Annotated in this window: 14 protein-coding genes; 9 read left to right on the forward strand and 5 right to left on the reverse strand. The window is 41.8% G+C overall.

All coding sequences use genetic code 11. The annotated features are described in order from the left end of the window. Positions 1-54: 54 nt before the first annotated feature. Together RIB15_RS08885 and RIB15_RS08890 are read left to right on the forward strand one after the other, a co-directional pair. A complete protein-coding gene (locus RIB15_RS08885; protein WP_350201793.1) occupies positions 55-516 on the forward strand; it encodes a TPM domain-containing protein in 462 nt (153 codons plus the stop codon). Beyond that, positions 509-1,267, forward strand: a complete 759-nt coding sequence (locus RIB15_RS08890; protein WP_350201794.1) for a TPM domain-containing protein — start codon at positions 509-511, stop codon at positions 1,265-1,267. Before RIB15_RS08885 ends, RIB15_RS08890 begins: the two co-directional genes overlap by 8 nt. A 75-nt stretch (positions 1,268-1,342) precedes the next feature. Here the strand turns inward: RIB15_RS08890 and RIB15_RS08895 are convergent, their stop codons facing one another. The 4 genes from RIB15_RS08895 to xrtX all read right to left on the reverse strand — a co-directional run bounded on the left by RIB15_RS08895 (position 1,343) and on the right by xrtX (position 5,090). Beyond that, entirely contained in the window at positions 1,343-2,569 is a 1,227-nt protein-coding gene (locus RIB15_RS08895; protein WP_350201795.1) for a trans-sulfuration enzyme family protein, read from the reverse strand. Next, positions 2,553-3,038, reverse strand: coding sequence for an Lrp/AsnC family transcriptional regulator (locus RIB15_RS08900; protein WP_350201796.1), 486 nt, complete (start codon positions 3,036-3,038; stop codon positions 2,553-2,555). The genes RIB15_RS08895 and RIB15_RS08900 overlap by 17 nt, the downstream gene beginning before the upstream one ends. Positions 3,039-3,233: 195 nt before the next feature. After that, on the reverse strand, positions 3,234-4,526 hold the full coding sequence (locus RIB15_RS08905) for a glycerate kinase type-2 family protein (RefSeq protein ID WP_350201797.1): 1,293 nt from the start codon (positions 4,524-4,526) through the stop codon (positions 3,234-3,236). A gap of 45 nt (positions 4,527-4,571) precedes the next feature. Further along, the gene (gene xrtX, locus RIB15_RS08910) at positions 4,572-5,090 is read right to left on the reverse strand and encodes an exosortase X (RefSeq protein ID WP_350201798.1); all 519 of its coding nucleotides are present in this window, start codon (positions 5,088-5,090) and stop codon (positions 4,572-4,574) included. 213 nt (positions 5,091-5,303) lie between these two features. Between xrtX and RIB15_RS08915 the strand changes: the two genes are divergently transcribed. The 7 genes from RIB15_RS08915 (at position 5,304) to RIB15_RS08945 (ending at position 10,908) form a co-directional block, all read left to right on the forward strand. Beyond that, positions 5,304-6,476: an acyl-CoA dehydrogenase family protein gene (locus tag RIB15_RS08915; RefSeq protein ID WP_350201799.1), complete on the forward strand. Its 1,173-nt coding sequence runs from the start codon at positions 5,304-5,306 to the stop codon at positions 6,474-6,476. 149 nt (positions 6,477-6,625) lie between these two features. After that, positions 6,626-7,834, forward strand: coding sequence for an acyl-CoA dehydrogenase (locus RIB15_RS08920; RefSeq protein ID WP_350201800.1), 1,209 nt, complete (start codon positions 6,626-6,628; stop codon positions 7,832-7,834). A 2-nt stretch (positions 7,835-7,836) separates the two neighbouring features. Beyond that, a complete protein-coding gene (locus tag RIB15_RS08925; protein ID WP_350201801.1) occupies positions 7,837-8,211 on the forward strand; it encodes a YccF domain-containing protein in 375 nt (124 codons plus the stop codon). An 87-nt stretch (positions 8,212-8,298) separates the two neighbouring features. Further along, on the forward strand, positions 8,299-8,775 hold the full coding sequence (locus tag RIB15_RS08930; RefSeq protein WP_350201802.1) for a heme-binding domain-containing protein: 477 nt from the start codon (positions 8,299-8,301) through the stop codon (positions 8,773-8,775). Positions 8,776-8,861: 86 nt separating this feature from the next. Further along, positions 8,862-9,362: a DinB family protein gene (locus tag RIB15_RS08935; RefSeq protein WP_350201803.1), complete on the forward strand. Its 501-nt coding sequence runs from the start codon at positions 8,862-8,864 to the stop codon at positions 9,360-9,362. Beyond that, positions 9,359-10,372 carry an alpha/beta hydrolase family protein gene (locus RIB15_RS08940; protein WP_350201804.1) on the forward strand — a complete coding sequence of 338 codons (1,014 nt, stop codon included), beginning with the start codon at positions 9,359-9,361 and terminating at the stop codon, positions 10,370-10,372. The genes RIB15_RS08935 and RIB15_RS08940 overlap by 4 nt, the downstream gene beginning before the upstream one ends. 80 nt (positions 10,373-10,452) lie before the next feature. After that, a complete protein-coding gene (locus RIB15_RS08945) occupies positions 10,453-10,908 on the forward strand; it encodes a hypothetical protein (RefSeq protein WP_350201805.1) in 456 nt (151 codons plus the stop codon). Here the strand turns inward: RIB15_RS08945 and RIB15_RS08950 are convergent. Beyond that, entirely contained in the window at positions 10,905-12,947 is a 2,043-nt protein-coding gene (locus tag RIB15_RS08950; RefSeq protein WP_350201806.1) for a peptidylprolyl isomerase, read from the reverse strand. The genes RIB15_RS08945 and RIB15_RS08950 overlap by 4 nt on opposite strands. Positions 12,948-12,959: the final 12 nt, after the last annotated feature.

Genomic DNA, 12,959 nt, shown 5'->3' on the forward strand with positions numbered 1-12,959 from the left:
TGACCATTGATGACAACTTCCGGTCGTTGGTCCCACGTCCATAGTCATAAGACAATGGCCAAATTTCTTACCGAAGAACAGGAAAAATCAATTGTTGAATCCATAAAGGAGGCTGAAAAGGAAACCTCCGGGGAAATCAGGGTTCACATCGAGAAAAAATGTAAAGCGGAATCTCCCCTTCTAAGAGCGCAGCAAGTTTTTGCAGAACTAAAGATGCACGAAACAGAACTACGGAACGGAGTAATTGTATATGTGGCGTGGAAAGATCATAAAGTAGCAATATGGGGAGATCAGGGAATTCATGAAAAAGTGGGGCAAGAATTCTGGGAAGATGAAATAAAACTGATACTCGACTACTTCAAAAAAGAAGACTATGAAACCGGATTAAGTGAAGTGATTCTTCAGATTGGTCAAAAACTCAAAGAGAACTTCCCTTACCAAAAAGATGACGTAAATGAGCTTTCCAATCAGATTAGTTACAACAAAGAAGAGAAACAAAACGAGACTGATGCGTAAAATTTTAAGTCTGTTCATATTTCTAAGCGTCACAATTAGTGCTTTTGGTCAGGATTTTTTACCAGACCGTCCAACCGGTATGGTTAACGACTTTGCCGATATGCTCACTTCTTCTGAAGAGCAGCGGCTAGAAAATAAACTTCGAAGCTATCGCGATACCACCACTAATGCTTTTGTAATTGCTACCATCGAAAGCCTTCAAAATTACCCGATCGAGGACATTGCCCTCCAGCTCCACAATTCCTGGAATATTCAATATGAAGACCGGGGCAATGGAGTGTTAATATTGATTTCTGAACAAGACCGTGCCATGCGAATCGAAGTGGGATATGGGCTGGAAGGTGCCATCCCTGATATCATGGCTAATCGGATTATTAATGATGTAATGACTCCAAGTTTCCGTGCCGGAGATTTTTATGGAGGACTGAATCAGGCTACGGATATTTTAATTGATTTAGCTGCCGGTGAATTTGAAGGATTTCCCAAGCGCCAATCTTCTTCCGGTGATGATGGAATACCAATTGATCTTATTATCCTGTTTGTCATTCTCATCTTCTTCCTCATTTCAAAAGGAAAAGGAGGAAAAGGCGGACGACGACACTCGCTTGGTTCTAATGGAGTTATCTTCTTTGGTGGAGGATTTGGCAGCGGAGGCGGAGGAAGCTCCTTCGGTGGTGGAGGTGGTTTCGGAGGCTTTGGCGGAGGTGGTGGCTTCAGCTCAGGAGGCGGCGGAGCAAGCGGCGGCTGGTAATTTTTACTATCCGGAATTAAGAATTCAAAATGAAAAATTTAAAATTGACTTGACTCAATTTTAAATTTCCAATTCCTAATTTTGAATTTCTAACGCTTGCTCGAGGTCGGCGATGATGTCTTCTGCACCTTCGATTCCTACAGAAATACGGACCAGTCCGTCGGTGATACCGGCCTGCTTTTTTAAGTCCTCATCCACAATGGAATGCGTCATAGAAGCCGGATGCTGAATCAGGGTATCAACTGCGCCAAGGCTAACCGCCAACGTACACAACTTTACATTGTTCATCAGGGATACACCTGACTCATACCCACCTATAAGTTCAAAAGCGATCATTCCTCCATATCCATTTTTCATTATGGAAGAAGCTAGTGCATGCTGAGGATGAGATCCCAGTCCTGGATAGAACACATGATCTACCTTGGGGTGGCTTTCGAGGTATTGAGCCACTTTCATTCCATTTTCGGCATGTTTTTTCATTCGCAGTGGCAATGTTTTCACACCGTTCAGAGTTAGCCAGGCATCCATCGGTCCGGCTATACCTCCAAGGTTTTTCCGGAAAATTGCAGCTTCTGATTCCTCAAGTAATTCTTTTTTAGCAACCATCACCCCGCCAATGACGGTACCGTGTCCGCCTATATACTTTGTAGTTGAATGAACTACAATATCTGCACCTAATTCAAACGGTTGAATATGAAAAGGGGTAGCGAAGGTATTATCAACCATAAGGAGAGTTCCATGGGCTTCGGCAAGTTGAGCTATAGCCCGGATGTCTGCCACTGTCATAGTCGGATTAGCAATACTTTCGAGATAAACCAGTTTGGTTTCAGGATTCTTTTTAAGCTCCATTTCAACCAGAAATAAGTCTGACATATCCACGAATGATGTTGAGATTCCCAGCGCCGGGGCCTCTTCTTTCAAAAACTGACTGGTACAGCCATACAACGCATCCTGAGCTACAACATGACCACCTTTAGCCATTGCGAGTATTCCGGTTGAGATTGCAGCCATTCCACTGCCAAAAGCATATGCACCATAATCTTCAGGACGATCAAGGCCATAACATTCCAGTTCGCAAACGGCTCGCTCCAATTCCTCAACGGTAGGATTACCCAGCCTGGAATAAACATGACTCGCCCCTCCCTCTTCATGCCGAAAAGCCTTGGCACCGACTTCCACATCATCAAAAACAAAGGTAGAAGTTTGATAAATAGGTGTAGTATGAGATCCAAACTGATCTTTATTTCTTTTCCCGGCATGAACCGCTACCGATTCGATAGTTGGCTTAGTTTTGATCTTCATGATAAACAGGAATTGGGGATTGATCTTTAATCGTATTCAAGACAATGCTGGTGTGTAGGCGCTCCACATCCGGAAGCGTGGTTAGCTTATTACGCATAAGCTGTTCATAGTCTTTGGTATCCTTAGCTACCACTTGTAAAAGGAAGTCTCCGTCACCGGTAGTATGATAGCATGCAAGGATCTCTGGAATCTCTTTAACTGCAGATGTAAACTCTTCCAGCAAATTCAATTGATGTACACTCAGTGTAACTTTCACAAAGGCTGTAAAACCACGGCCAATCGACTCTTTATCAATTCTGGCACTGTAGCCTTCAATGATTCCCTCTCGTTCCAGCCTTCTGACCCTTTCTAAGGTAGGAGTAGTAGTCAGCCCGATCTTCTCGGCCAAATCCTTGTTTGCTATTCTTCCCTCTTGCTGAAGAATGGCTATAATTTTTTTATCAACACTGTCCAATTTTTGAAAATTCATAGCAGAATATTTGACTGAATTACATGCAAAATATAATCAAATATGCTGTATTTATCTATATTCAAAGACTAATATGTCTATTATACTAGTATTATAGCATAATATGCTAATAAACAATGAGACGTAGAATAAAGTTCTTTCAGCCTGCCAGATATGGCCAAGTTGCTTAGATAAAATTCTATCCTTTTTAGATATTCAGTCTACCAAAGCAACCTGAAGATCCATCAAGTTATTTCCTGTCGGTCCTGTTTTGAGCAGTGTATCCATCGCTTTATGAAAGTGATAGGAGTCGTTTCTCTGTAAATAGTTCTCGGGCTCTAATTTCTTTTTACGGGCTTTTAAGGTCGTCTCAGAATCAATAATGGCTCCCGAAGCATCGGTGGGACCATCAACTCCATCAGTAGCAAAGCTCAGCAAAGAAATTGTATGCTGTCCTTCTATAGAGACAGCTGCGTTTAGGGCCAGCTCCTGATTTCGCCCTCCTTTTCCATCTCCCTTCACATTAACGGTGCTTTCTCCGTAATAAATAAGAGCTGCTGGTTTTTTGATGTTCGACTTTCTACTCAAAACCGAAATAGCATCACTGCATATTCTCTTTGAAATTTCTTTCACATCAGAGTCATAAGCCGATTCATCCACCCGCACATTAAAGCCTTCCTCATTCAGATAAGCACCAACATTCTCAGCTAATATACCTGCTCCTGAAATTACCTCAACATCATGTTTCTCCCATTTAGAAGTTTCCGGTTTTGGGGTTTCCGGGCTGTCTCCATGCATTCCTTTAGATATCTGAATTCGAACTGAATGAGGAATAGCTTCCCAAAGCTTGTACTGTTTTAGAATCTGAAAAGCTTGCTTAAAGGTTGATGAATCGGGCACTGTAGGGCCACTTCCGATAAACTCAGGATTATCCCCGGGCACATCAGAAAGGATAACAGAAATAAGTCTGTTTTCACAAAAAAGCTGTCCAAGTCTGCCGCCTGCTGTTTCTGAAAGGTGTTTGCGAACAATATTAACTTCGTGTATAGAAGCACCTGAATTTAATAGCAGTTCGCAGGTTTTGTAGTACTCATCAATTTCAATGCCCGGGGCAGGAATACAAAATAAAGACGAAGCCCCTCCCGATAAAAGAAATATAATAGTGTCCTCTTTGGGAATTTGCTTAGCCAACTCCCAAAGCTCGTAGGATGAAGAAACCGAGTCAGAATCTGGATAAGGGTGGGAGCCTTTAAAAACCTGAACCGTATTTAAATCCCTTGAGCTTTGTGGGGCTATTACCATTCCATCTGCTATCTCTGAACCAAAAAAAATTTCAGCCTGTTTTGCCATCTCAAAAGAAGCTTTGCCGGCACCTAAAACCCAAACTTTTCCTTCTATCTGTAATGATGAAAAAATATCTGAAAGATTCAGATCAAAGAAGTGTCCCTCTACTATTTTTCTAACTAATTCCTGTAATGTTGAGCGATGTTTAACTGATTTTTCACTCATTATATATTTATATATCCTGTATGCTGTTTTTAAAAAATTACCTGATTACGCAAAAGCTTTTTGTTTCTGAGAATCAAATGAATCTGCAAAATTCACCCAAACCATCCATAGTATAAATATTACGATATAGAAAATTGCTGTGGTTGAATAGTCATGTGTGAAATCAAAGAATTCAGGCCAGTTTGCCTGAGTGATTGTTAAGGTGATTACCCTCAGAATGTTTACAATGTATATAATCCCTATACCCACAAAACAGAAGCTGGCTTTATTTTTCCAGTCTCCGGGATAAGCCAGAATGAAACCTAAAAACAGCCCCATTGCTGCAATCCCATTACACCCATCTACAATTTCAATCCCGGGATACTCACCAATTCCAATAATGCGATTCACGGTAAAAACATCATACCCAAAAAAATCTATAATGCCGGCACTCACACCAATGATGTTCAAAGACAACCAGTAATCAAGACTCCCATCGGGTAGCAGCCATAGTTCATAAAGCATATACCAAATAACAAAAATAAACAGGGCCTTCGCTATGAATTTAAATATTGGAGAGTTCATTTTTTCTGATTAAAACAATGGATTAAAATAAATTCTTAGAAATATAAAGTGTTGAAGATCAACTTATTTAAACTTTTACTTTTTTATCGATTTTAATTTTGCTGTGTACCACAAAAACAATTTTTACACATTCCGAACGATATTAATTATACAATCCGTTATCTTGGAAGCGGTTCCAATCAAGAAATTTAAATAGATAGTAGTACAAAAATTATGGATGCTGTTTTAGACCGAGAGTTATCATTTGAACTTACCGAAGATCAGAAAATGATCCGGGATAGTATTAAAGAATTTGTAGAACGAACTGTAGCTCCATCGGTGATGGAAAGAGATAACAGTAAAAAATTTCCTCATGACATTGTTAAACAATTGGGAGAGTTGGGCATGCTGGGCATCTACCATGAAGAACAATATGGCGGTGCCGGTTTTGACGTTGTTAGTTTTTGCCTGGCCCTCGAAGAAATAGCCCGTTGGGATGCCTCTCTTGCTTTAACTGTAGCTTCTCACACCTCTTTGGGAACAGGCCACATTGCTATAGCAGGAAATCATGATCAGAAACTGAAGTACATGCCCGCTCTCACCAAGGGACAAAAGCTGGCGGCCTGGTGTTTAACAGAACCTGGCTCAGGTAGTGATGCTTCCGGGATGAAATCAACAGCTATCAAAGAAGGCGATAAATATATCCTTAATGGCTCCAAGATTTTTATCACTCAGGGTTCTGTGGGAGATGTGTATGTGGTGCTTGCAAAAACAGATCCTTCCAAAGGTGTAAAAGGGATTTCTGCCTTTATTGTAGAACGTGAATGGGATGGCGTAAAGCCCGGAGAAGGCATGCATAAATTAGGCATGAATTCTTCTGATACAACCGAAGTGGTATTCGAAAATGTGGAAGTACCTGCCGAAAATTTACTTGGTGAAGAAGGACAAGGTTTTATTGATACCATGAAAGTACTGGATGGCGGCCGTGTTGGAATTGCGGCTCTATCTGTAGGCATTGCCCGGGGAGCTTTAGAAGAATCTCTCAAATATTCAATGGAGAGAAAGCAGTTTGGTCAAGCCATAGGTAATTTCCAATATATGGAAGGTAAAATGGTTGACATGGCTACAGAAATTGATGCAGCGCGCTTACTAGTTCATCGTGCAGCATGGCTTAAAGATCAAGGAAAGCCCTACACCAAAGAAGCCTCCATGGCCAAATTATTTGCTTCAGAATTATCTGTACGCGCTGCTGATGAAGCCATTCAAATTCATGGTGGCTATGGCTACACCAAAGAATACCATGTGGAGCGATTTATGCGGGATGCCAAGCTCATGACCATTGGCGAAGGAACTTCTGAAGTTCAGCGACTTATCATTGCCCGTGAGCTTAAAAAAGAGCTTGTATAAATAATAACCTATTGTTGTTGGAATAAAAGCCTGTAGTTCATCATGAGCTGCAGGCTTTTTTTGTTATATCTGCTGATAATCTCTTTCGGGCTAAGACATATTTTTCTTACTATTCATGAATCCAACATCAAGACAAAAACGCTTAAACCATGCCAAAGAATTTATTCAATATCGACGACGCTTTTCTTTTTGAATCGGAACTTAACGAAGAAGACCGGCTCATCATGGAAACGGCTCGTGATTACGCCCAAAGCAAACTTGAGCCTCGTGCCCTGAAGGGAAATACCGAGGAGTATTTTGATCAGGATATCGCAAAAGAAATGGGCGAAATGGGTCTGCTCGGCGTTACGGTTCCTGAAGCATATGGTGGCTCTGATGCCAGCTACACGGCCTATGGTTTAATAGCCCGCGAAGTTGAACGGGTTGATTCAGGCTATCGGTCTTTTATGAGCGTACAGTCATCATTGGTGATGTATCCAATTTCAGAGTTTGGAACCGAAGAACAAAAGCAGAAATTCCTCCCAAAATTGGCTACTGGCGAAATGATAGGATGCTTTGGACTCACCGAACCAGATCATGGTTCTGATCCCGGCTCTATGGTGACAACCGCTGTGAAAACTGATGGGGGCTGGATTATGAATGGCGCCAAAATGTGGATCACCAACTCCCCTATTGCAGATGTAGCTGTTGTCTGGGCAAAGGCAAAAGAGAATAAAGAGGACGAAGGTGTAATCCGTGGGTTTTTAGTTGAAAAAGGAATGGATGGGTTTTCTGCTCCCCACACCAAATATAAAATGAGTTTACGTGCATCAGAGACCGGAGAGTTGGTTTTTGATGATGTCTTTATCCCCGACGAAAATGTCTTCCCGGATATAAAAGGACTGAAGGGGCCGTTTATGTGCCTCAATTCAGCACGATATGGAATTGCATGGGGAACGGTTGGAGCTGCAGAATTTTGCTATCAGCGGGCGCGTGATTATGTTTTGGATCGCAAGCAGTTTGGGAAACCGCTGGCAGCCAATCAGCTTATCCAAACCAAGCTGGCAAATATGATGACCGACATCACGTCTATGCAGATGCTTGCCTACCGATTAGGAAAGCTAAAAGACGAAGGCCGTGATCATCCTTCCATGACTTCCCTCGCCAAGCGAAACAATTGTGGAAAGGCCCTCGAAATTGCCCGTATCTCCCGCGACATGCATGGCGGGAATGGCATTGTGGGTGATTATCGGGTTATCCATCATGTAATGAATCTGGAGTCCGTTAATACCTATGAGGGTACTTATGATATTCATGGGCTCATTCTTGGCCGTGAAATTACCGGCATTCAGGCATTCACTCCTAAAGGGAATGACTAACCATGAACATCCTTGGCAATATCATCTGGTTTATTTTCGGCGGAATATTTGTAGCAATAGAATATGCTATTTCAAGTCTGCTTTTATGTCTGACTATCATTGGAATTCCATTCGGACTTCAGACTTTTAAACTGGCCAGGCTGGCTCTGTTTCCTTTTGGTAAGAAAACAGTGGTGAATGAAAAATCAGATGGTTGCCTTTCTCTTGCTATGAATATTCTCTGGATTTTAGTCGGCGGAATATGGATCAGCATTACTCACATTGTGTTTGGAGCTATTCTGTTTATAACCATCATCGGAATCCCTTTTGCCAAACAACATTTTAAATTGGCATCAGTAGCCTTACTACCCTTTGGCAGAGTCATCGTTAAGGATTAATTTAGTCTTGTTCCAAATTTCGCCTTTATAACTATTTACAAGACCTTAGTTCTACTTTGTTATACATTCCAAAAAAAGGAGGAGACCATGAAATCAATGAGTTTAAAAATATTTGCCGGACTTTTTTTGATGCTTATAATTCTGCAATTTTTTGGGCCGGATACTTCTTCGCCGGCTACTGATCCTTCCAAAGATTTCATCACAAACGCACAACCCCCTGAGCAAGTGAGCAGTATCCTCAAAAGTGCTTGTTATGATTGCCATTCTTATCAAACCAAATACCCCTGGTATTCAAATATAGAACCTGTTTCGTGGTGGCTTCAGGATCATATTGACGAAGGAAGAGATGAATTCAATATGTCATTGTGGGCTGATTACTCCACCCGTCGCGCTGATCACAAGCTTGAAGAAGCTATAGAGCTTGTTGAGGAAGAAGAAATGCCGCTGCCTTCATATACCTGGATTCACGGAGATGCCAGACTTACCTCAGAACAAAGACAGACACTAATTGAATGGTTCACCACGCTCAGAACCGAAATTTCTGCAGATTCCCTGGATAATTAGATTCATTTTTTAAAAAACTAAACCATAAGATTAAAGGTTTTTTTCAATTCATTGATTTACTTTAAGCCACAATCTAAAAAACGGATATGACGCTTAAAGAGCAGCTTTTAAACAATACAGACGTTTTCATCAATAAGATCAACGAGTTCTCAGAAACTCAATTCAATGTTAAGCCCAATACGGATTCATGGTCCGCTGCAGAAGTGCTGGAACATGTATATCGTTCTGAATTTGGAGTTCCTCGCCTTTTTATCGGTGAAACCAGAAAAGTAATGGACAGGAAACCCGATGCACTTGTGGCCAAAATGAAAGCTCGCTTTTTAGAGTCTGACAAAAAAATGAAAGCTTCCGGAGTTATCCTTCCTACAGAAGGAAAGAAATCAAAAAAAGAACTGATTGAAAAATTCCGTATCAACCGTCAGAAAATTGCCGATCTGATCGACGAACTACCTCCTGACGAACTTTGCCTGAAATTTGAGCACCCTGTATTTGGACTTTTAACCCGTATGGAATGGGTTCACTTTAATATGATTCATAGTCAGCGACATATGAAACAGCTTGAACGCATTCAATCAGGACTTCAATGATATTTACCCAAAATCATTTGCAACAAAAAGGACTATCTTACACCATGAGAGCTGCTTTAACGACTTTTGTACTGCTCATTTTTTCTTTTTCTTTTGACAGTTATGCACAGAATAACCAGCTGCCCGGTGGCGAAGAAGTGGTATTTAAAAGTGGTGACCTTGTTCTCAATGGAAGGTTGATTTTACCGGATAGTGCTGAGAATGTGCCCGTCCTTATCTTTATGGGTGGAATGTATGAATGGGGAGATTTTCATCCTCAGCGAGAGGTTTTTATTCGTGAAAATCTGGAAGCGGTTTTCCCTCCGGCCGGTGTTGGCATTCTATATTATGATCCGCGGGGAACAGGAGAATCTGATGGACGTTGGGGACGAGCCTCACTAACTGACTTTGCAGACGATGCCAAAGCAGCTATTCATTATTTAGAACAACGCAAAGAAGTAGATCCCAGCCGAATTGGTATTATAGGGCTCGGTGAAGATGGCTGGGTAGCTCAGGTTGTAGCAGCCACGGCACCGGAACGCGTCAAATTAATGGGCTCACTTGCAGGGCCAACTTTTGATCCAAACAGACAGCTCGTTAATGAATATCATAGCGGGTATGTCTGTAACGGTCAGGATAGTGCCAGTGCCCATAAAAAGGCAGTTCAGAAAGCCCAATCTCATCAAAACTGGGTTTCCGTGCTTCCGCTTACAAAGCGCTGGCGTCATATGAATATGAAGATTGGATTTGAGCCAGCCACGTATATCAATACCATTAGTATTCCCGCCCTGTTTGTTTTTGCTGAGAATGACGGACAAGTTTATCCTGACTGGGCAATGGAAAGCCTTCGAAATATATATCCTGACTCCCTTCCCTCAAATTTCACCGTACAAACAATTGCCGGGGCCAATCACTTCTTCCACGTTGTACCAAAGTGCTACGACTACCTGGAAGAGAGCCAAAGTGTAGAAAAAAACTTTTCATTCCGTTTTAAAGAGGTTTTTCAGGATTGGGTATTCGAAAACCTATAGAGCAACTTTGAAATTTAGTTGCATTTCCGTTGATTAAGGAACTCGCCTAACTTCTTTAAATAACGTATCGGAGTAGTGCTATGAAAACATTTCTAAAATTTCTGGGCCTTGTATTTATTCTCAATATTGTACGCTACCTGATTGGCGGCCCTATTGAAGCCATTGTTTTGATGGAGCCCATGCATGCTGTACTCCCTCAGTATCCCCAGGTTTTTGATACGGATTTTTCCACGACAGATTTTACCATCTCTTTATTCTACAATTTTATGATGTGGCTGACAGCAACGTGGGTTTTCTATATTTCTCATCCACAGCTGAAAGGAAACTACATTATCAAAAGCCTCAAAGTTTTTGCTCTTATGGGACTTTTCTTCATCAGCCTGGCTGCGGTTTATATGAATCACTACACCGCTGATGTCAAGGTTTTTTACTTATACAGCATGCTTGATGCAGTAATTCTCTTCCCCCTGGTAGGTGTGGCAAATGGATTTTTATTTCCCAGGATTTTCAAAAAGGAATTATCGGAAGCCGGTTAATCTCCATTCTGCCAATAAGCTTTCAGCACTTTATCTCCTACCATAATCCGGTCTACCACCTCCATTCCTTCAACCACTTCACCAATGATGGTGTATCGGCCATTCAGGTGCGGAGCCCAATCATGCATCACAAAATATTGACTACCCTCTGTATCAGTCCCGGCGCTGGCAATTCCCACCATTCCTCTGTAGTACTCTTTTCCTGACGACTCAGTAGGTACAACATAGTCAGGTCCGCCAAAACCATCTCCGGTTTCTACATCTCCTCCCTGTATCACAAAGTTTGGTACTACCCGGTGAAAGGCTATAGAATCATAGGCACCTGCCCGGGTCAAACTATCTATTCCGGAAATTGTAGCCGGAGCAGAGAGTACATCCATGGCAATTTTGATGATGCCCTCCTGGGTTTCTAAAACCCATACAGGTTCGTAGTCCAGAGCTGCCAATCTTTCCCAGTTTGGTCTTCGGAAAACCGGCGGTTCTGCTTCAGTATCAGGTACATCCCAACCCTGACTTGCGAGTGTGGAATTCAATGCAGGATTTCCTTTTGCTGCCAAAGAATCAATTAGAGGCTGAGCCTCACTTTGAAAACGCTCATACAAAAAACCTGCCATCGATTGGTATACCTCAATGTCTTCAGGCAACTGATAGTTAGTCAGTAAATCCTCAATACGGCTAAAGTCTTCATCCAAAATCAGGTCAGATGACTCCAGGAGTGAAGCTATCACATAAGTAATAGATCGATCTCCTCTTTCAAGAAAACCAAGTGCTATCTCCCTTACATTTTCTTTTCGGGATGAGGTTTGCTGAGCTTTATCAATTGAACCCCACCAACCTGATAGCGCCTGCGCAGCAAACAGAGCTTCCATCCTGTTGGCACTACCTGCGTACTCCTGCAGCTTAGCAATGTAAGAATCTGCTTCCAGTGCCTTCTGATAAATATTCAGCTTTTTAATAAGAAGATACTCCTGATCCCCAGATAAAGACTCCGTTATATCGAGATAATCTTCCACATTGCTTAATGCCATAATCCCTGACAAGCGTACTGAAGCCTCTTTATCTTCATTCTCAATGATTTTAGCGACAACTACTTCATCAAAAGTGCTTGGCTTTTCTGCATGACCAGCTAACCGATTCAGTGCGACTTCATTCACCACAGGATTTGAATGGTTAAGCAGCAGAGAATACGCTTCCTCAAGCTTTTCGCTCCATCCTACATTTGAAATCTGATTAGCCAGCTCAACAGCAAGCTGAACATTCATTTCTGATACATCATCTAAAGGAAGTCGCTCAAAAGTCCATTCAGCGTCACTCTTAAAAGATATTCTTAAGGCATACTGCCGGATATATGGACTTTCCACCCATTCATATGCTTCCCAGATATTCTTTCGAATCTGCTCATCTTCAATTACCTGCTCTCCTCTGAATAGTCCATAGAAATAAGCCCGGTATAAATCTACATCCTCCAATACTGCAGCATATCGTAAAATACTTCTCCGGGAAGACTCCGGGATTTTATAATTCATCATAAGCCGCCCCATAGCCAATGCTGAACTATATTCGTAGTCAGAATCAGGCCCAATGATTTCATCAAAATTCTGAGTCAACAGATCTAATGATTCCTGATTACCCTGCTGGCCTAGTACCATGCTAATTCCATTTCTCATTGAAGCCCTGCGATTCCAGAGACTATGAAGCCTCGTTAATTGCTCATCTGTAAGTTCATGTGCGCTTAAAGCCATCCATCCCAAATCAGAGTTTGCATACTGTGCTTTAGTTATGAAATCATTCATGTTTTTTACCGGGGTACTAACAAGCGCCCGCCATGCCTGGTCTCTGATATAGGAATCCGGATGTTCTGTATATCCCAAGAGAGAATCAGCATTTCGATCAAAGACATGCCTGTATAGCTCAGGGTATTCATCCGTTAGAAGCTCTGAATATGCACTTTCCTGCATGCATGATGCTGCAAAAAGTCCTGTGATACACAGCACCAAAAACATACACATACTTTTTACACATTTGTTATTGAACTTCATATTCAAACTCCG

Source organism: Gracilimonas sp. (assembly GCF_040218225.1).
Classification (GTDB): Bacteria; Bacteroidota; Rhodothermia; order Balneolales; family Balneolaceae; genus Gracilimonas.